This window comes from Rhizobium etli 8C-3, assembly GCF_001908375.1.
GTDB lineage: Bacteria > Pseudomonadota > Alphaproteobacteria > Rhizobiales > Rhizobiaceae > Rhizobium > Rhizobium etli_B.
The window spans coordinates 245076-265398 of sequence record NZ_CP017244.1 but is presented as its reverse complement, the minus strand read 5'-3'; the positions used below and the strand labels follow the sequence as shown (position 1 = coordinate 265398).

The window sequence follows — 20323 nt, the reverse complement described above, 5'->3', positions numbered from 1 at the left end:
CGAGGTGCGACCAGTGTGGCAAACTGCGACAAGTGATTTCAGGCGTATTGGGAGAGGAAACACACGTTAGACAGTTTCGAATGTTCCCGAAGGTCGCTCCGATCTGCCGGCATCGCGAAGTGCATATCATCGGGCACGGCGTCGTCAAATCGGGCTTACAACAACCGCTTGGCTTCACTGCTCCCCTTTCAGGATTTCCACCGCCCGATCCGGGCAAGAACGATAACCGGCAAGACGCCGACAAGAACGATGGCAAGTGCGGCGACCGATGCTTCCTCATAGGTTCCTCGCGCCGCCTCCCCATAGAGATGCGTCGCCAATGTCTCGAAATTGAGCGGCCTCAAGAGGAGTGTGGCCGGCAGTTCCTTCATGCAGTCGACAAACACAAGCAAGCCTGCGGCCACGAGCGTCGGTTTCGAAAGCGGCAGATGAATATGCTGGAATATCCCAGTCACGTTCTGGCCGAGGCTGCGCGCGGCGTGATCGAACGAGCGCGGAATTCGGCTGAAGCCAGCCTCGACCGAACCGACAGCAATTGCCAGGAAGCGCGCGACATAGGCATAGCCGAGCGCGGCCCCGGAGCCGATCAACAGCAGACCGGTTGACGCACCCAGCCATTCGAGCGCAATTCGATCGATCATCCGGTCGAGCGCCGCAACGGGCACCAATATACCGATCGCCAATACCGTCCCGGGCATCGCATAGCCGACCGTGGAAATTCGCTGCAACGCCGCCGTGATGCGACCGGGAAGCGAGCGCGCCGCGTAGGCGATGACCACGCCGAAGAGCAGGATGGCGAGGGTTGCTGTGGCCGACAGGATCACTGTGTTGAGCGTTTCCGAGAACAGCCGGGACGACAGCCCGGCGAAACGGAAGCGTTTCCACGCCTCAACGACAAGATAGCTCGCCGGGGCAACGAACCCGATGAAGACCGGCAGGAGACCGAGCGCAAATGCCGTCAGGCCGGTAGCGGTGCCGAGACGATGCGGCGTGAAGCTCCGGGATCTTTGCGCGCTCGACCAGTAGCGCTGGCGACGGCGTGCCCAACGCTCCATTGTGACGAGCGCGACCACCAATGTCAGCATCGCAAGTGCAATCTGCGCCGCACCCGGCAGGTCTGACCGCGTCACCCAGGTCGTGTAAATCGAAACAGTCAGCGTCTTTACGCCGAGAAATTCAGAGGCTCCGATGTCATTGAGTGCCTCCATCAATGCCAGGCTGACACCGACGGCGATCGCGGGCCGCGCCAACGGCAATGCGACCCGCCAAAAGACACGGCCCTTTCCGCTTCCGAGCGTGCGCGACACTTCGACCAGGTTGGCCGCCTGAGTGAGAAACATAGCCCGTGTCGTAAGGTAGACGTAAGGATAAAGCACGAAGCCCAGCAACACGATGCAGCCGGCCATCGAGCGGATATCGGGCAAACGGAAGTCACGGGGGCTCGCATATCCGAAGGCCGCTCTGATCGCACCCTGAATCCAACCGATCGGATGGAGAAGATCGAGATAGGCGTAGGCGACAATATAGGTCGGCACCGCCAGCGGGAGAAGCAACGCCCATTCGAGCAGCCTGCGGCCGTGGAAATCATAGGCCGTGACGAGCCAGGCCGTCGAGGTGCCAAGAAGGGTCACCAGGACCCCAACGCCGACCAGCAGCATGCCTGTCTGCATCAATGCTTGCGGCAGGACATAGGCGAGAAGATGCGGCCAGAGCCCGCTCGATCCTTCAAGCGCCTGCCAGACAAGTGCAAGAACTGGAGTGGCGACCAGCGCAGCGATAAAGGCGGATGCAAGCAGCCATGGCCGCCCGGATCTGTACCGGGCAGCCTTCAGCTTGGAGGAAGAACGAAGATCGACGTGCGGCATCGGCAGCCACCGGGCGCGGCGCCGCCGGGCCTGGTCGTCCATCAGTTGTCGAAGCCGACCTTCTCGGCCAGCTCGCTTGCCTGCTTTCGATGCTTGACGATTTCCGTCATCTGCACGGGATCGACCTTGAGTTCACCAAACGAGGCGATGATTGGATCGATTGCTGCGCCGGCCTTGACCGGATACTCATAGTTCGCCTCCGCATAGAGCTTCTGGGCCCCGTCCGAAACAAGGTATTCCAAGAGCTTCACGGCCTCATCCTTGTTCGGCGCATGCTTTGCGATGGCCGCGCCACTAATGTTGACCTGCGTGCCGCCGTCCTCGAAGGTCGGCAGGATGACTTTGATCGCGTTGCCCCAGGCGACCTGTTCCTCGCCTCCCTTGCCGGAGCGCATCAGGCCGACGTAGTAGGAATTGGCAATGCCAATGTCGCAAATCCCGCCGAGGATGTCCTTTGCCACATCGCGGTCGCCGCCGCCCGCCTTGCGTGCGAGATTGCCTTTGACGGCAGCAAGCCACGCTTCCGTCGCCTCGGCACCATGATGCGCGATGTAATCGGCGAAGAGAGCCGTGTTGTAGGGGTGCTGGCCGGAGCGGATGCAGATCTTGCCCTTCCATTTTGGATCAGCCAAGTTCTCGTAGTTGAAGCTGGCGAGATCGATGCCCTTGGCGGCGTAGAGCACGCGGGCGCGCATCGAGAGAGCAAACCAATTGTCGGCCGGGTCACGCAGGTTTTCCGGCACGGCGGCTTTCAGTGCATCCGACTTGACCGGCTGCGTCAGGCCCTTTTCGGCCAGGTCGGCGAGATTGCCAACATCGACCGTCATGAGGATGTCCGCAACAGAGCTTTCCCCTTCCGAGGCCACGCGCTCGGCAAGACCGTCCTTCAGGAAGACCGTATTGACCTTGACACCGCTCGAGGCGGTGAAGGCGTCAAGCAGTGGTTGGATCAGTCCGGGTTCGCGCGTCGTATAGATGTTCAGTTCGGCCGCCATGGCACCGGCGCCGTTGGCGAGAGCGAACACGCTGCCCAGCAGGGCAAGGCGCAATGCGGAAATGGTTTTCAAGATGCGGTCCTCCATCGAGTTGTTCTGTCTGGCCGGAGATTGGTGACAGCCAGCAAATTGCTCGAACATATATGATGGAGATAATCAAGTTTTTTGTTGAAGGCAATCCTTTGGGTCACTCCGCGGCAAAGACCAAGACGCCTTTCGGATCGACGCTCAATGATATCCACTCGCCCGGCCGCACATCGACGCGGCCTGTTGTGCGCAAACGCAGGAGGTCAGGAATTCCTTCGACGCGGATCGACAGTTGCTCGATCTCGCCGAGGAAGGAACAACTCGTGACAAGGCCGGCGACTCCTTCGCCTCCTGACGAGACGAAGAGGGCCTGAGGACGAATACAGGCAAATGCCTTAGCGCCCTCCCGCGAATCGAGCCGGGCGGGAAAGGCTCCCAGCGCCGTTTCGATCCGGCCATTGCGGTATGTCCCTGTTATCCTGTTGCAGGGGCAGAGGAATTCGGCGGCGTAGAGCGACGTAGGGTGATCGTAGATATTGTAGCCGGTCCCGATCTGCACGATGCGGCCTTCCTTCATCAACACGACCCGGTCGCCCACCGAAAGCGCCTCCTCGGGGTCGTGCGTGACGAGGATCGCCGCGGTCCCCAGGGCCCTCAAGGTCCCAATGGTCTCCTCGCGCACCCGCTCCCGCAAGCCGCGGTCAAGATTTGAGAAAGGCTCGTCCATAAGGAGGATCACCGGTTTCGGGGCAAGGGCACGCGCAAGGGCCACGCGCTGCTGTTCGCCACCCGACAACGTGTGCGGATGGCGGCCGGAAAGTGCCGAGATGCCGATGCGAGTTATAACTTCGACTGCCCGGGCACGTGCCTCGTGCCGTGGCAGCTTTTTCAGTCCGAACGTCACATTCTCCTCGACCGTCAAATGCGGAAACAGGGCATAGTCCTGGAACATGAAGCCGATATTGCGGTCCTCGGGCTCGACGAAGCTGTTTGCTCCGGCGATCTCCGCACCGTTGAGCAGAATTTCACCGCTGTCTGCCTTGTCCACCCCGGCGATGATGCGCAGCAGCGAGGACTTGCCGCAACCGGACTGGCCGACGAGGCAGACGATTTCGCCAGGCGCGAGTGAAAACGAAACGTCGTCAAGCGCCTGCGTTTCGCCATATCGTCGGCTGACATGCGCAAGCACAAGCGTTCCACTGATCTCCTCGAGCGATCCATGCATTTGCGATCCTTCAGTCAGGGTGAGCATCAAGTCAATAACGTTCTGGTTCCATTCTGACAACAGCGACAGTTCCGGTCTCACTGCACCTCGGCATGCTCGACGAGGTGCTCGCATTTCGCCAGGCATGCTTGCGACATCCCTCGGCGCTCCTGAGACTCTCCGTTTCCCAGAAGACGCTCATCAGTCCATCGAGTTGAGGGCCACTTGATCGGCGCAACGACCTTGATGCCTTCGCAGTTGCGCTCGTCGAGCGGTTCAACGCCAGGACAATTGGTCTTTTCGGCAACCGCCCGCTCGGATCGAATACAGCTACCCTATGCGGCAAATTCTGGCCCCATTTCCAGAGGACAAGGTTCTGGTCTGAGCAATCCGCACCGGGCGCAAAACTGGGCACGAGAACACCGGCGACACCGTTTGCCTCGGGACTACCGTTCGCAAGCGCGCTCGCCCAAGCGCAAGCCATCTCCTCAAACGTGACCGAAAATGGGGCGCGTCGGTCTCATCCGTGGTGAAGGCGCAGATGATGATGGAATCCGTGGCGTCAAATGCCTCGTCGTGCACGACGACGACAGGGCGAGGCTTGCCCGCATAGCCCTTACCGCCAGAGACGCTCCAGATGTCGCCACGCCTCATGCGCCGTCGCCATCTTCGAAAGCGATGTCGGACACCGCGTCGATGAACGCCTGATCGCTCAGCGCATGATCACTCGTCGCCGCGGCAAGCGACTGCCGATGCGCTTCCGTTTTGAATGATGGTGCGCGGACATCCGGCACCCAGATCTGGATTGGGCGCAAGCCCTATGCCCGCAGACGCGCACGATGCTCACTTACCTTCACACGGGACGGCTTTGAATTTAAGCTGACGCTGATTGCGAGTCTTTCTACGAGCGGGGTCATCGGGCCGGACGCCGCCTCGTAGAGGGACGCCCCTTCACGTCGATCGACGCGCCCCCGGGGCCCCAAGCCGAAGAACGGCGTAGACCACGCTTCACACAAATTCAGAAACCCATGAAGCCTTCGCTGTCGGCCAGTCTTGGAGCCGTCTTCAGCCTCTCCACGTTGACAGTCGGGACCCCAAAAACAGGCTCGCCCGCAAAGATTTCCTCGATTACGGCTGCCACCTGCAGAACGCCGGCGTCATCATGCCGGCGGCCAACGATCTGCAGCCCGAAGGGCATGCCGAGCGTGTCTCGCCCAACGGGGATAGTGACAGATGGATGGCCGGCCAGCGTTGAGGCATAGGCCATGGCCAGCCAGTGATAGTAGTTCTTCGTCGGCTGACCGTCGATCTCTGTCGGATAAAGTTCGTGCCAGTCGCGCGGGCTGATGGTCACGGCCGGGCAAAGCACATAGTCATGTTCTTCGAAAAACCGCTGCCAGTCGCGATAGAACCGGCCCTGTTTCGCCAGCGCATCGGCAATATCGAGCGGACCATAGCTTAGCCCCTCCTCGACATTGGCGCGGACATTCGGGCCGATCTTGTCGGGATGGGCCTGCAACAGCGTGTGGTGCACACCGAGAAACATCACGCCACGAAGGACGGAAAAGATGCGATCGGCATCGGTGCAATCGGGATGGGTCTCCTCGACCCTGCCAAGATGGGCGGACAACTGTGCCACCACCCGGCCAAAAGCGCTGCGGATCACCCTGGAGGTCGGCGCAAAGCCGAAATCTTCGGTGACGGCGATCCGCAGGGCGGCCAGATCCGGACGCCGACCCCGGCCGAAACGATCGAGCCGCCACGGCGTCTGCCCGTCGATTACCACCGTATAGGGGTCCAGCCGATCGGGTCGCGCCATGACCGACAGCATCAGGGCCACATCGGCGACGCTGCGCGCCATCGGTCCGCTGGTCGACAGATGCATCAGGGCCATGGCGCGCGTATCGCCAGGAACGACACCGGGCGATGGTCGGAACCCGACGACACCGCAAAAGGCTGCGGGGTTGCGCAGGCTGCCTCCGGTATCCGAACCCGTTGCCAAAGGTGACATACGGGCCGCCAAAAGGGCTGCCGACCCCCCCGACGAACCGGCCGCACTTTTCGTCGTATCGTGAGGATTGGCCGTGACGCCGTAGACGGCGTTGCGGGTATTGCCGCCGGCGCTCCACTCGGGATTGTTGGTCTTGCCGAGAGGAATGCCGCCGGCCAAGCGCATGGCGGCAACGATGGAATCGTCCTTGACCGCGATATTGTTGCGAAATATTTCCGAGCCGAAGGTGGTCGGCAGGCCTTGGACATCGATCATGTCCTTGACGCCGAAAGGCAGGCCATGCAGCGGACCGAGCGCCTCATGGCGCATCACGCTCTGTTCGGCCTGGCGCGCCTCGGCGAGAACCCGGTCGAAATCCTGCGCCACCAAGGCATTGACTGCGGGATTGATCTGCGTGACGCGCTCGATACAGGCCTCGGCCAATTCGACCGGCGACAGGCGGCGTTGCCCGATCAGCCGGCGGGCGTCCATCGCATCGAGATCGGCGGGATGGGTCTTGCTCATGGTCATTCCTTTTTTACGTCGAAAGCGCGCCGAGGCCCTTGATCAGCATGTTGAGGGCCATCAGTGAGATGAACAACGCGAAAACCGCTGGACGAGTAACGGGCTGGCCAGGCTCCTGGACCCGTCGACTGCACCGCGCCGATGATTCATCAGTTCTGAGCATGCTGAACTGAACATGATGGTGCCGCCGGATGTTGCAACACAGACCTGCATCGGACGGTCGCTCTCATAGCCGAGGAACTCGAAGACGTAATAGAGGGCCGGCGCCAGGACGACACCGCCGCCGATACCGAGCAGGCCGGCGATCAGGCCCCACACGGCGCCCGTCGCCGCCAGAAAGATGAAAAGCAGAACAAAATCCATCGATCAGGCAGTTTGTTTGAGGCTTTTAGCATTCTCGGCGATATCGAGGAACAGCGCCGTCATCAGCTGCATGCCTTCGCGGGCAATCGGCGCCAGCGCATGCTCGTTGGGCCCATGCTGGCCGCATTCGGCATGGGAGTGCGGGATCCAGATCGTCGGTAGCCCGAGGATGTCGGTAAAGGCATCGTTGGGAAGAGAGCCGGCCAGATTGGGCAGCACATGCGGCCGTTTTCCCGCCGACCGCGTGAGCGAGTTTTCGACGAAGCGCACCCAGGGATGATCCGGCGAGAAGCGAGTGGCCCGGAAGGCCTCGCCGCGCGCGGGCCGAACCTCGACCATGGAAAAACCATGAGCATCGAGATGGCGTCGCAAGGCGGGGATGATGTCGTCCATGTCGGTGCCGACGACGAAGCGCAACTGGCAGGCGGCCCGCGCCGAACCCGAGATGGCGTTTTGCGGCGCATTGATATTGCCGGATGACATGGCGAGAACGGCAAAGGAGTTCCAGCCGAAGACTCGCTCGCTTGGCGTCAGATCGCTCTCGCCCCATTCGGCATCGTGACGGCGCGGCGGCAGATCACGCAGCGTGGCGCGGATATCCGGCGTCAGGCTGGTCGGCCGCCATTCAGGAACGAGGATCTGGCCACGGGCGTCGGTAATCGTCGCGATCGCCTGGGCCAGGATGATGGCGGGATCGGCCAGCAATCCGCCGAAATTGCCGGAATGGTGATCGCCGTCACGCAGATTGACCATGAGATTGATGGACATGCCGCCCCGCGACCCCATGAACATGGTCGGCGTGTCGACCGCCAGACGCGGGCCGTCTGACGCGATCAGCACATCGGCCGCCAGCCGCTCCCGGTTGGCCGTGAAGAATTCGCGCAGCCCGAAGGAGCCCGTTTCCTCTGCCATTTCGAGAATGATCCTGGCATTGAAACCGAGCCGGCCAGTTTCACGGATCAGCAATTCCAGCGCCTTGATGTTGATCAGATGCTGGATCTTGTTGTCGGCCGTGCCCCGGCCATAGAGCTTGTCGCCTTCTCTGGTCAAGGTGAAGGGCTCAAGGCCCTCCCGCCAACGATGGGCCTCCCCGTTGCAGACATCGCCATGGCCATAGATTAGGACGGTCGGCAGGCTTTCGTCCTCGATGCGGCTGGCGATCAGCAGGGGAGCGCCGCCCTCGCGAGGATTCTCGAAAATCTCGACGGCAAATCCCATGGCAAACAGCAGTGGCTGCATATCCTCCTGCAGATAGGCATAGAGATCCTCCAGCCGCCCTTCCGACTGGCTGACAGAGCGGCGCGCCACAAGCGAGGCAAGATCCGCGATCAGCCCTCCACCGTCGACATAGTGGGCGGCGGCTTCGATCAGGTGTGTTCTGTCCATGGAATGCATTTACCTCGCTGCGTCGGCAGGGCCAAGCGCTGCCATATCTGGCGCTTCCCAGCCGCGGCCGGGCACGGCGGCGAGCAGTTGGCGCGTATAGGAATGTTGCGGATTGCCGAACACGTCGTCGACCGTGCCATATTCCACTACCTCGCCTTTTGACATGACGAGGATATGGTCGGAGATTTCGGCCGCTACCCGCAGATCGTGCGTGATGAAGATCACGGTCAGACCGACGGCCTTACGGATGTCATCGAGCAGTTTCAGCACGTCCTTCTGCACCGAAACGTCGAGCGCCGATACCGCTTCATCTGCGATCAGGATTTTCGGCTCGACCATCAGGGCGCGGGCAATGGAGATGCGCTGACGCTGGCCGCCTGAAAACTGCGCCGGATAGCGATCGAGTGCATCCTCCTCCAGCCGGACGATCTTCAGAAGCGCGCGCGCCTTTTCCATGGCCTGTTTGCGCGGCACGCCGAAGTTGACCGGCCCCTCGACCAGCAGGTCGCCAATCTTGCGGCGCGGGTTGAGGGATCCGTACGGATCCTGAAAGACGATCTGAATATGTTTTCTGAAATCACGCCGGCCGGCAGCCGTGGTCGTTTCCAACCTGGCATTGCCGATCCAGACCGAACCCTCGTCCGGCTCCACAAGCCCCATCAGGCAACGCACCAGCGTCGTTTTGCCGGAACCGGATTCCCCGACGATACCAAGCGTCTGGCCTTCCAGAACGGTAAAGTCCGTTGGCTTGACGGCATGCACCTTGCGGGCCGGCTTGAACATCGTCCGTGCGGTCGAATAGGTTTTTTCAATGCCGGCGACCCTGAGCGCGATCGGCGCAGACGTAGCAGGTTTGCCCTTGAGTCCCTGGCGTTTCGGCACGGCATCGATCAGCATGCGTGTATAGGGATGGCTCGGGCTGTTCAGCACCTGTCCGGCGGTGCCCTGTTCGACGACCACGCCTTTCTGCATCACCAATACACGATCGGCCAGTTCGGCCACCACGTCGAAATCATGGGTGACGAACAGGATGCCGGCCTTGCGGCTTTCCTTCAACGCCTTGAACATGTCGAGGATCTGCGCCTGCGTCGTCACATCGAGCGCTGTGGTCGGCTCGTCGGCAATCAACAGGCGCGGTTCCATGGCGAGCGCAATGGCGATGACGATGCGTTGGCGTTGGCCGCCCGACAGTTGATGCGGATAGGCATGATAGAGGCGTTCGGGGTCGGGAAGACGCACTTCCCTGAGAAGAGCCAAAGTGCGGGCCTGACGTTCGGCCCTGGATATCTGCATATGTGTCTCGAAGACCTCCTCGATCTGATTGCCGACCGTGTAGCACGGGTTCAGCGCGCTCATCGGCTCCTGAAAGATCATGCCTATGCGGCTGCCGCGCAGTTCGGCATGCTCGGCCTCGGAAAGCTTCAGCATGTCGCGGCCTTCAAAGAGGATTTCGCCTGCGGACGGCTTCAGGATTTTCGGCAAAAGCCCCATGGCGGCGAAGGACGTTATCGATTTTCCGGAGCCGGATTCCCCCACAATGCATAGGATTTCCTTCTCGTGGATGTCGAGCGACAGGTTGCTTACGGCATGCGTCCGATCGCCGCCCTTCGGCAGATCGATGGTCAGGTTGCGGATCGACAGGACGGGGGTGGCAGTGTGGGTCATCAGTTTCTGCCCTCCGGCGCGGTCACGTCGCGAATGCCGTCGCCCAGCATGTTGATGGAAAAGACCAGGATGAACAAAGCGATTCCGGGAATGGTGATCAGCCAGCTCTCGAACAGCAGCATTTCCTTGCCTTCGGAAATCATCAATCCCCAGGATGGGGTTGGCGGCTGAACGCCGAGCCCGAGGAAGGACAACGCCGCTTCCAGGATGATGGCGTGGGCCATTTCGAGCGTTACGATGACGATCAGTTGATTCATGACATTCGGCAGAACGTCCTTGAATAGGATGCGCGGCAGGCTGGCGCCCAGCACTTCGGCTGCTGCGATATAGTCCATCTGCCGTACCTGCATTGTGGCGCTGCGCAGCACCACCGCAAAACGGTCCCAGAGCAACAAGCCGAGCACCGAAACGACGACGGTCAACGATCCGCCGAACAGCGCCACCACCGCCAGCGCCACCAACGTTGCTGGCAAAGCCAGCCGTACCGAGACGATGAACATCACAACCGCATCGACCTTGCCGCCGAAATAGCCGCCAAGAACACCGAGCGTCGTGCCGATCACGGCGGAGATCAGAGCGGCTGTAAAGCCGATCAGCAGGGAGACACGAGCGCCGTAGATCAGCCGTGACAGGTAGTCCCGACCCAGCGCATCGGTGCCCAACAGGTGTTTCCAGTCTCCGCCCAGAAAGACCGGTGGAGCGAGCCTCGCCAAAAGATCCTGCCTGTAGGGATCGTAGGGAGCAATCAGCGGCGCGAAAAGCGCTGTAAGGCCAACAAACAGCAGGATCAGGAAGCCGATCATCAAACCGCGATGTTTCATGGCCTTGCGGGCCAACTGACGGGAGGGGGCCGGCGATGCCGCTGGAAGATCGAAGCTGACGGTTTGGGATGTGTTGCTCATATCAGGCAGTCCTCAGACGGGGATCGAGCCATGCGTTCAAGACATCGGCCAGGAAAGTGAAGGCGATGTAGAACATCGCGAAGATCAGGATGAGCGCCTGCATGGTAGGCAGATCATTGCGGGAGATCGATTCCCAGGCGAGGTAGCCGGCTCCATGCAGCGCGAAGATGGTTTCCACCACGACCGATCCGCCGAACATAAAGCCGAGCTGCACGGCCGCCAGGCTGACGACCGGAATGATGGCATTGCGCAGGGCATGTTTAAACAGAACCCGCCGAGGCTTGATGCCCTTGGCCCTTGCTGTGCGGATGTAGTCGGCCGATAGCACTTCCAGCATGCCGGCGCGTGTGAGCCGCATGATGGCAGGCGTCGCGTAGTAGCCGAGCACGATCATCGGCAGGATGTAGCCGGTCCATTGCCGCGTTCCCGAGGCCGGCACCCAGCCGAGATTGACCGAGAAGACAACGATCAGGACAAGGCCGAACCAGAAGCTCGGAATCGCCTGTCCGACGACGGCAATGCCGAGTGCCAGCCGGTCGATCAGCGTATTGGGAAAGGCGGCCGCGAGAACGCCCATGGGAATGGCCAGTAGCAGGGCGAAGCTCATGCCGAGGAAACCGATGGTCATGGTGACCGGCAGCCGTTCGGCGATCATGCCAGAGACGGGGGTCTTGAAATAAAAGCTCATGCCGAAATCGCCGGAGAGCGCGCGTATCAACCAGTCGAAATATTGAACGAGCAACGGTCGATCGAAACCGTATTGGCTACGAACCGCGGCTATCACCTTTCCGGACGCTCCTTCGCCGGCAATGGCAATCGCCGGATCGCCGGCCATGAACAGAAGTATGAAACTGATGAAGGACACCGTCAGCGCGACCAGCGCCGCCATGCCAATCTTGGTCAGGACAAATTTCAACATCTGATACCCTCAAGCAGGTCTCGCGGCTACGTGATCTCGACATTCCTCTAAACGGGAAGCTCAAATCCGGGCCGGGCCGCCAAAGGCGGTCCGTCCTGGCTATTGCAGATGTCACTTCCAGCCGATCTCGTAGAAACGGACCAGTTCGTCCGGGGTCGGCGTGAAAGAAATGTCCCCGCTCATGACGTAGTTGGTGGAATAGTTCCACAATGGCACCCAATAGGCCTTGTCGGCGATCACCGAGAGCGCCTGGGCGTAGAGCGTCTTGCGTTCGGCCGAATCGATGGAGGAATCGGCCTTTTCCAGAAGATCGGACAGGCTCTTGTCGCGTGCATCATCTTCGCCGCCCATGGTGAAGAATTCGCTGGTGATGGCCGAGACGTCTGCAATCGAGTTGGAGCCCCAGGTCATAAAGGAGATTGGCGCACCGTCCTTGATGCGCTTTTCGCGTAGTGCTGCATATTGCATGTAGTTAAGGTTGGCCTTGATGCCGATTTCGGCCAACATGCCGATCATCGCTTCGGCCAACGGCCGGTCACGATAGGCATAGAACTCGATCTCGAAACCGTCGGAATATCCGGCTTCCGTCAGCAGCGCCTTGGCCTTTGCGGGATCGTAGGCATAGGTCGTGATGGCAGTATCGCAACCAAACTGGCTGGGCGAGCAGGCGCTATCGATGACTTCCGTCGTGCCCTTCATCAGCGCCTCGACGATCCCATCGCGGTTGATCGCATGATAGATCGCCTGGCGAACCTTGACATTCGTCATCGGGTTCTTGTCGCCGGAGCGTCCGGCCGCATCGAGCGACAGATAGCCGACGCGCATGGTCGGGGCATTGATCACCTGAAAGCTGCCCCGTCCGGTCATCTTGTCGGCCTGGTCGGACGGAACCTGCCAAACGAGATCGATCGTGCCGTTGAAAAGCTCCGCCATCTGCGTGTTGATGTCCGGGATGGTGCGAATATCGATGGTGCCGACCTTGGCTTTCGGCTTGGCAGCGGCAAAATAATCCTCGTTGCGCTTCAGCACGAAATGTTTGCCCGGCTCGACGGTCTCGAACTTGTACGGTCCGGTGCCGACCGGCTTGGTGGCGACACCGGCAGGGCCGACAGCCTTGTAATATTCATCGGGATGGATGATGACCGGGCCGGCCAGGTATTCGAGCGCTGCGGGAAATGGCCCGTTGGTGATGATGCGCACCTTGAACTGATCGATCTTTTCGGCCCGCTTGATCCAGCCCGTAGCCACCTTGTTCTTTGCGCCGTTTTTCGGATCGACGGTGAAGTTCAGCGTATAAACGACGTCATCGGCATCGAAGGCCTCGCCATTGTGGAACTTGACGCCTTCGCGCAGGGTCAGGTCGAGCGTGGTGGAATCCACCCAGGTCCAACTGGTTGCCAGATTGCCGACATACTCTCCGGTTGCCGGGTCGCGATAGAGAAGGCCGTCCCAGGCAGCATTTCCGAGCAGGATGCCCTCACGCGCGGTGTTGAAATAGGGATCCACATGCTCAAGTTCCTTCGCAAACGCGATGGAGACCGTGTCGTCAGACTTGCCAGCCCAGGCGTTGGTGGCAAACAGGAATGCGGGCAGAAGAGCGGCCGCAGCCGCCGTCTTTGTCAGTTTCATTCTCGTTCCCTTTATTTGTGCCTATTTTATAGGCTTCTGTGGTTGGTGGCTTTATAGTAATCGATTTCTTCTTTTTGTATACAATTTATTTGTATTGCGTACATAATTTAGCGATTGCATACAGCTGCTTGCCAAATCCTGCAGATCGCACCACAATGCGCGTGGAGAACACCGATATGAATTTGCCCGCATCAAGGACGCCAACGGCCGACCTCCTCTACGAGCGTATCGAGACAATGATTGCCGAAGGACAGGTCAAGGATGGCGAGCGCCTCGATGAAATGCGCCTTGCCCGGGATTTCGGCGTTTCGCGCACCCCTTTGCGCGAGGCGTTGCGTCTTCTTTCGGCGACTGGCCTTGTCGAGCTTGTTCCCAATCGTGGTGCTTTCGTGCGCCAGCCCAACTTCACCCGCCTCGTGGAAATGTTTGAAGTGATGGCCGAGGTGGAAGCCTGGTGCGCACGGCTGGCGGCCAGTCGCATTACCAAGGCACAGCTGCTGCTTCTGCGCCAAGCCGCCTCTGCCTGCGAAGCCGCCCTTCAGGCACAGGATTACAAGCGCTACTATGTCGAAAACGCCGCGTTTCACACGATGATCTACGAGGCGTCCGGCAACGGCTTCCTGGCCGAAGAGGCCGTTAATCTGCACAGGCGCCTTAAGCCCTTCCGGCAGGCGCAACTCGCCTTCGGCGACCGCCTGTCGCAGTCGATGAGCGAGCACCGCGAAATCCTGCTGGCGCTCGAAGCGGGCGATGCGCGGCGCGCCGACACCGTGATGCGCGACCATATACGTGTCCAGGGCAGTATCTACGAAGAATACCGCCAATCCATGAACGGAGCGCGCGACGGCGCCGGACGTCAGGCCTCTTGAGGCCTCAGAGCGAAGTCCGAGATCGGCGGCATCAGACATCATGGAAATAAGAGAAGCTCGGAGACCGCCGCACCTCGCGTCAGGCCAGATATCGTCCTGACGATGCCGGCCTTGTCGATGCCGTAGTGCCGATAAAGATCCTGCACCGTGCCGGTCTGGCCGAAATGCTCGACCCCGAGCGGTATCGTCCGGTGGCCGTGAACGGCACCAAGCCAGGCAAGTCCCGCGGGATGTCCATCGGTGACGGTGACAAGGGTGCAATGGGACGGAAGGCCGGCGAGCAAGGTCTCGACATGACCCAATGCCCGATTGACGCCGCGGCGCCGTGCCCTTTGGGCAGCTGTCCATCCAGCGTTCAGGCGATCGGCGGAAGTCACCGCCAGCACACCGATATCGCGTCGGCTTTCGCCGAGCAGCCCGGCCGCCGCAATCACTTCCGGCGCGACGCAGCCCTGATAGACCAGCACGACATCGGCATTCGGCCCGGGCGGCTTCAGCCAATAGCCACCATCGATGACGTCTTGGCGGAAGCGCTGCTCGTCGCGCGGCGCCGGCTGCTCCAGCGGCCGCGTCGTCAACCGCAGATAGACAGAGCCGCCCGTCTCGTCGCGCAGCCAGGTGCGTTCGTCCGGCTTCCCGTCGCCATCGCGCTGCATATAATCAAAAGACCAGTCCATGATGATTGCCAGCTCATCGAGGAAGGCCGGTTCGAAACTCGCCAGCCCGTCCTGGCTGATACCGATCAGCGGCGTGGCGATCGACTGATGCGCGCCGCCCTCCGGCGCCAGCGTGATGCCTGACGGCGTGCCGACGATCATGAAACGGGCATCCTGGTAGCAGGCGTAGTTCAGGGCATCAAGGCCGCGGGAGATGAAGGGATCGTAGACCGTGCCGATCGGCAGCAGGCGCTCACCGAACAGCGAATGGGAGAGACCGGCAGCGGTCAGCAGCAGAAAAAGATTCATCTCGGCAATGCCGAGTTCGATATGCTGCCCCTGCGGGGAGAAATGCCATTTCTGCGCCGACGGCACCCGCTCGTCGCGAAACGTGTCGGCCTGCGCGTCGCGGGCAAACAGGCCTCGCCGGTTAACCCAGGGACCGAGATTGGTCGAGACCGTGACATCGGGGGCGGTCGTCACGATACGGGCGGCCAGTGCCGTGTCGGTTTGGGCCAGCGCATCAAGGATTTTGCCAAACCCGGCTTGCGTGGACAGAACGCGATCCGCAAGCAGGACCGGCCCTTCTGTCGCAATGCGTTCCGCCTTGAAGCGTCGCGGCCCCGGCTCGAAGAACGGCACGCGGGCGAGGAAAGCCCGTGCTTCACTGCTGTCGGCCATGGTCGAAAACGGATCCCACTCTGCGCCGGGCGCAACCTTCATTGCCGCCTGGAAATCGGCCATCTGGCTGGATGTCATCAGGCCGGCATGATTGTCCTTGTGCCCGGCAAGCGGCGTGCCCCAGCCTTTGATCGTATAGGCCAGGAAGACCGTCGGCCGGTCATGATCGATACTGTCGAACACGTCGGTCAGCGCCTCCAGGCAGTGGCCGCCAAGATTGTTCATGAGTTCCGCCAGTTCGGCATCGGACCGCCGCTCGATCAACGCCGTCACGTCACCCTGATCGCCGATTTCGTCGAGCAGTCGGCGCCGCCAGGCGGCCCCACCCTGGAAGGTCAATGCTGCATAGAGCTGATTGGGGCAGGCGTCGATCCAGTCCTTCAGGCGCGTTCCACCCGGCTCCGCGAACGCGGCCTTCTGCCGCGCACCATACTTGACGATGACGACATCCCAGCCGAAAGCCTTGAAAATGGCTTCGATACGCTGCCAGAGACCTTCGCGCACCACACCATCGAGGCTCTGGCGATTATAGTCGATGATCCACCATGCATTGCGCAGATCGTGCTTCCAGCCTTCCTGCAGGCACTCGTAGACATTGCCTTCATCCAGTTCGGCGTCGCCAACGAGAGCAATCATCCGCCCGAGCGGCCGTTTCTGCGCCCAGGGTTTGGCGGCAATGTAGTCCTGCACCATCGAGACAAAGGCTGTGACGGCCACGCCGAGCCCGACCGAACCGGTGGAGAAATCGACATCGTCAATATCCTTGGTACGGCTTGGATAGGACTGCGCACCGCCGAACCCCCGGAAATTCTCCAGCTTGTCGCGGGTCTGGTTGCCCATCAGATACTGGATGGCGTGAAACACCGGGGAAGCATGCGGCTTGACCGCGACGCGATCTTCCGGGCGCAGCACATGATAATAGAGTGCCGTCAGGATCGAGGCCATCGAGGCCGAGGACGCCTGATGTCCGCCGACTTTAACCTCGCCTTTATCGCGTAGGTGATTGGCATTGTGAATCATCCAGCAGGCAAGCCACAGGACCTGCTTCTCGACGGATTTCAGAATTGCGATATCGGTGCTTGTCACGACCGTCTCCCAGTCACGCGATCACGTTTTATGAGAAGCCGCCGGCTGCCTTTCGCTTTTGCTCTGGCTGGATCTCGTTCCCATATCTGCAACACCCGGCTGGATGATTATCCTGCCGGGTGGCCTCGGCAAGGCGTTAGCCGTTGCGGAACGTATAGGCATAGCCATTGATGGCCGGCGCACCGCCGAGATGGGCGTAAAGCACCTTCGAGCCTTCCGGGAAGTAACCCTTCTTGACCAGGTCGATCATGCCCTGCATCGACTTGCCCTCATAGACGGGATCGGTGATCATGCCTTCGAGACGGGCGCAGAGCCGGATCGCTTCCTTGGTTTCGGCGGACGGTACGCCATAGACCGGATAGGCATAATCCTCAATCAGGACGATGTCGTCCAATGTCAGGTCCCGGCCAAGCTCGACGAGTTCGGCGGTGCGCTGAGCAATCTCCAGCACCTGGGCCTTGGTCTGGGCCGGCGTGAAGGAGGCGTCGATGCCGATCACATTGCGCTCGCGGCCATCCTTGGCAAAGCCGACCGTCATGCCGGCATGGGTGGAACCTGTCACCGTGCAGACGACGATATAGTCAAATTTGAAGCCGAGTTCGGCCTCCTGCGCACGCACTTCCTCGGCAAAGCCGACGTAGCCGAGACCACCATATTTGTGAACGGATGCACCGGCCGGGATGGGATAGGGCTTGCCGCCTTTGGCCTTGACGTCCTCGATGGCATCTTCCCAGCTCTGGCGGATACCGATATCGAAGCCCTCGTCCACCATCTGCACATCCGCACCCATGATCCGGCTCAGCAGAATATTGCCGACGCGGTCATAGACGGCGTCTTCGTGCGGCACCCAGCTTTCCTGGACCAGCCGGCACTTGAAGCCGATCTTGGCGGCAACGGCTGCGATCATCCTCGTGTGGTTGGACTGCACGCCGCCAATCGAGACCAGCGTGTCGGCATTGGAGGCGAGCGCATCGGGAATGATATATTCGAGCTTGCGCAGCTTGTTGCCACCGAAGGCCAGACCCGAATTGCAGTCCTCGCGCTTGGCATAAAGCTCGACCTTGCCGCCGAGATGCTCTGAAAGCCTTTCCAGCTTCTCGATATGGGTTTGTCCAAATGTGAGCGGATAGCGCTCGAATTTTGCCAGCATGGGATCCCCTTCAGCTTGTTATGACACTGGAGAAACGCTAACATCACTTGGATGAAAGGTGCTCTCAAACTTAGCCAATGGATTGTTCAATATTCGGCATGATCCGCAATTTTTGAGCGATGTCTTTCATAATGCTTAAATTTTTCGGAAGATTCTTTCGTGACTTCGGAACTCGACCGCATCGACCTGAAAATGCTGCGCCTGCTGCAAAACAACGGGCGGCTCAGCAATGCCGAACTGGCGCAACTGGTCGATGTCAGCGCCGCAACCTGCCATCGCCGCACGCAGAGGCTTTTCGAGGAAGGCTATATCAAGTCGGTCAGAGCCATGATCGAGCCGCTGAAGGTCGACAGGGGCGCCCTGGTCATGGTCGGCGTCGTGCTGGATCGCTCGACGCCGGAAAGCTTCGGCGCCTTCGAAAAGGCGGTCGCAAAGCTGAGTTTCGTGTTGGACTGCAATCTGGTGGCGGGCGACTTCGATTACTTCCTGAAGATCCGCGTGCGCGACATGGCCGATTTCAACCGTATCCACGGAACACAGCTGATCGCGCTCCCCGGCGTGCGCCAGACCCGGACCTTCTTCGTGATGAAGGAAGTGGTCGACAATGCACCACTGAACTTCTGAATAATGCATATATGCTTGATTTCTATCAAGCGCGAGGCGCCAACTTGCCGAGCAGCGCCGGCATGGAAAACAGCGGCGTTGCAAGCGCGATGCTAACCGCTGTCGACGCTTTCGGAACTAGCGCAGGACTGGCATGAACTTGGCGACGTGCGCGACCTGCTGGGACGCTGCGATCAATGGACGTCACGCCCACTGCCAAGGTCGGTGGCCGTAGAGTGGATCGCATGGGGGGAGGAGTGGCTTCAGCAGGCTGACCGACGGCTGGCGGCATCGACAGCGTTCGCCGAACGGACCTACAGAGACTGACTGACTGACTGGATGCCCAGCAAGCGTTACGATCCGTATTTGGGCATCGTGGTCTTCGCGGCGGTGCCAGAAGCCTCTCTTCGAGCATCAACCCGTCACGACAAACTCAACTGCGCCCCGATTATGAGGGAGTGTTGTGGGTCTCCCCGCTGCAGGGGGTGCACCGAGACTTCACGGACCATCGTCATGCCGAGTCCATTCCCCAAAGCCCGAGAGGCCCGCCGCACCTCCTCGCGCGGCGAGCTTCCATCTTTCAAATTCTGCCGTGTCGTTACCGTGCTATTTCAGCCGACGCAGCAACTCATGCGCCACGGCGGGTGCGGATGCGGGATTCTGACCGGTGATCAGTTCGCGATCCACAACGACGTGGCCGGCGAAAGGAACCTCGGCCTGGCTGAACTCACCACCTGCTTTCGCAAGCGCATCCTGCGGATAGAATTTCATCTCGCCACCGTCCAGCAAACCCTTCGCCATTTCCTCCTCGCGATTACTGAAAACGGTCAGCTTGTAGCCGGCGTAGATCCAGTCGGATTGCGCCTTCGCAGTCTCTTGCGTTTCGGACGTCGCAACGAAACCGGGCGCGTCTGCGAGCGTGGAAAGCAACGCAATAGGTCCATGACAGACCAAGGCTGTCGTCTTGCCCTGTTCATGAAAATGGGTCAGTAGTCTGCCGAGTTCGGAACTCACCAGGAGATCCTGCATAGGGGCATGCCCACCCGGGACATAGACGGCGTCGAAACGGTCGTAGCCGATCTCTTCGACGCGTGCGAGGCTGATGACCGGTGACTTCTCGCGAGACAGGATGCCAAGTTTCGCCAGCCCCGCTTCACTGGCTTTCATCGCCGCCTCGTCACCACCGAAATACATCTTGTCGATGGAGGTCCTGTCGAGCGATGGCGCCGTACCTTTCGGCGTCGCAAACGTGATCTGGTGTCCGGCATCGAGCAGCGCTTGTACCGGCTGCATGAGTTCATTCAGATAAAAGCCGGTCTGGAACACCTTGCCATCCTTCAGGTCGAGACGGTCGGAATCCGACAGGACGATCAGCACGTTTCCGGCGTGGGCGCTGATGGTGCTCGCACCGAGCGCGAGAAAAATGGCGAGACTGCGCAAAAGCTTCATGGGTTACCCCCGAATGTGAGAAAATCCTAATAAGAACGAAAGGCGGGGCGCAACTCACCCAGCGACTTTGGTCAGCCGGTGGAGTGCAAAGTCGGCGAAATAGTCGGCCACGCCACTTGCCTGAAAGCGTTGCATGGCGGCCCCTTGCATATGCGCGCGCCATTGCTCTTCGCTTGCCCAGTCCTCGACGAAGATGCGAACGCCTCCATCATCGAGCGACTGGTGCAGTTCGTAACGAAGGCAGCCGTCCTCAACCAAAGTCTCTGCGACGAGCTCTTCCTGGGCGGCACCAAGGGCCGCCTCCTTGCCGGGCTTTGCCGTGGTGATGGCGATGATGGTCAAAGGTGCATTCGACACGG

At 60.4% G+C, this 20323-nt stretch carries 17 protein-coding genes and 2 pseudogenes; 2 read left to right on the top strand and 17 right to left on the bottom strand.

What is annotated here, in order from left to right; translation table 11 throughout:
* Positions 1-188 precede the first annotated feature (188 nt).
* The 13 genes and pseudogenes from AM571_RS26115 to AM571_RS26060 all read right to left on the bottom strand — a co-directional run bounded on the left by AM571_RS26115 (position 189) and on the right by AM571_RS26060 (position 13470).
* Positions 189-1865 (bottom strand): ABC transporter permease, encoded by a 1677-nt coding sequence (locus AM571_RS26115; protein WP_074065580.1) that lies wholly within the window; start codon positions 1863-1865, stop codon positions 189-191.
* A gap of 41 nt (positions 1866-1906) precedes the next feature.
* Positions 1907-2932, bottom strand: coding sequence for an extracellular solute-binding protein (locus AM571_RS26110; RefSeq protein WP_420493398.1), 1026 nt, complete (start codon positions 2930-2932; stop codon positions 1907-1909).
* A 115-nt stretch (positions 2933-3047) separates the two neighbouring features.
* On the bottom strand, positions 3048-4112 hold the full coding sequence (locus tag AM571_RS26105; RefSeq protein WP_155774540.1) for an ABC transporter ATP-binding protein: 1065 nt from the start codon (positions 4110-4112) through the stop codon (positions 3048-3050).
* Positions 4113-4367: 255 nt separating this feature from the next.
* Positions 4368-4605, bottom strand: a pseudogene (locus AM571_RS38535) (hypothetical protein); the annotation flags it as partial.
* Positions 4589-4745 (bottom strand): annotated as a pseudogene (locus AM571_RS38530) (type II toxin-antitoxin system PemK/MazF family toxin); the annotation flags it as partial. The pseudogenes AM571_RS38535 and AM571_RS38530, both read right to left, overlap by 17 nt.
* Positions 4742-4906, bottom strand: a complete 165-nt coding sequence (locus AM571_RS37780) for an antitoxin MazE family protein (RefSeq protein ID WP_237358642.1) — start codon at positions 4904-4906, stop codon at positions 4742-4744. The pseudogene AM571_RS38530 and the gene AM571_RS37780, both read right to left, overlap by 4 nt.
* A gap of 203 nt (positions 4907-5109) precedes the next feature.
* Positions 5110-6606 carry an amidase gene (locus AM571_RS26090; protein WP_074063939.1) on the bottom strand — a complete coding sequence of 499 codons (1497 nt, stop codon included), beginning with the start codon at positions 6604-6606 and terminating at the stop codon, positions 5110-5112.
* 60 nt (positions 6607-6666) lie between these two features.
* Complete coding sequence (locus tag AM571_RS26085) at positions 6667-6969, bottom strand: TSUP family transporter (protein ID WP_074063938.1); 303 nt, start codon at positions 6967-6969, stop codon at positions 6667-6669.
* A 3-nt stretch (positions 6970-6972) separates the two neighbouring features.
* Positions 6973-8355, bottom strand: coding sequence for a M20 family metallopeptidase (locus AM571_RS26080; protein ID WP_074065578.1), 1383 nt, complete (start codon positions 8353-8355; stop codon positions 6973-6975).
* 9 nt (positions 8356-8364) lie between these two features.
* On the bottom strand, positions 8365-10020 hold the full coding sequence (locus AM571_RS26075) for a dipeptide ABC transporter ATP-binding protein (RefSeq protein ID WP_074063937.1): 1656 nt from the start codon (positions 10018-10020) through the stop codon (positions 8365-8367).
* A complete protein-coding gene (locus AM571_RS26070; RefSeq protein WP_074063936.1) occupies positions 10020-10922 on the bottom strand; it encodes an ABC transporter permease in 903 nt (300 codons plus the stop codon). The genes AM571_RS26075 and AM571_RS26070 overlap by 1 nt, the downstream gene beginning before the upstream one ends.
* 1 nt (position 10923) lies before the next feature.
* The gene (locus tag AM571_RS26065; RefSeq protein WP_074063935.1) at positions 10924-11841 is read right to left on the bottom strand and encodes an ABC transporter permease; all 918 of its coding nucleotides are present in this window, start codon (positions 11839-11841) and stop codon (positions 10924-10926) included.
* 111 nt (positions 11842-11952) lie between these two features.
* Positions 11953-13470: an ABC transporter substrate-binding protein gene (locus AM571_RS26060; protein ID WP_074063934.1), complete on the bottom strand. Its 1518-nt coding sequence runs from the start codon at positions 13468-13470 to the stop codon at positions 11953-11955.
* 176 nt (positions 13471-13646) lie between these two features.
* Between AM571_RS26060 and AM571_RS26055 the strand changes: the two genes are divergently transcribed.
* Complete coding sequence (locus AM571_RS26055) at positions 13647-14339, top strand: GntR family transcriptional regulator (RefSeq protein WP_074063933.1); 693 nt, start codon at positions 13647-13649, stop codon at positions 14337-14339.
* A 38-nt stretch (positions 14340-14377) separates the two neighbouring features.
* Here AM571_RS26055 and AM571_RS26050 read toward each other — a convergent pair whose 3' ends face one another.
* Positions 14378-16696, bottom strand: a complete 2319-nt coding sequence (locus AM571_RS26050) for a transketolase-like TK C-terminal-containing protein (protein WP_081377299.1) — start codon at positions 16694-16696, stop codon at positions 14378-14380.
* 202 nt (positions 16697-16898) lie between these two features.
* Complete coding sequence (locus AM571_RS26045) at positions 16899-17912, bottom strand: 1-aminocyclopropane-1-carboxylate deaminase (protein WP_074063931.1); 1014 nt, start codon at positions 17910-17912, stop codon at positions 16899-16901.
* Positions 17913-18071: 159 nt separating this feature from the next.
* Here AM571_RS26045 and AM571_RS26040 point away from each other — a divergent pair, with 159 nt between their 5' ends.
* Positions 18072-18536: an Lrp/AsnC family transcriptional regulator gene (locus AM571_RS26040; RefSeq protein ID WP_074063930.1), complete on the top strand. Its 465-nt coding sequence runs from the start codon at positions 18072-18074 to the stop codon at positions 18534-18536.
* A gap of 585 nt (positions 18537-19121) precedes the next feature.
* On the opposite strand, the gene AM571_RS26035 is transcribed toward AM571_RS26040, so the two are convergent.
* Both AM571_RS26035 and AM571_RS26030 read right to left on the bottom strand, forming a co-directional pair.
* Positions 19122-19964: a type 1 glutamine amidotransferase domain-containing protein gene (locus AM571_RS26035; protein ID WP_074063929.1), complete on the bottom strand. Its 843-nt coding sequence runs from the start codon at positions 19962-19964 to the stop codon at positions 19122-19124.
* A gap of 54 nt (positions 19965-20018) precedes the next feature.
* Complete coding sequence (locus AM571_RS26030) at positions 20019-20321, bottom strand: putative quinol monooxygenase (protein ID WP_074063928.1); 303 nt, start codon at positions 20319-20321, stop codon at positions 20019-20021.
* Between the last annotated feature and the right edge of the window lie 2 nt (positions 20322-20323).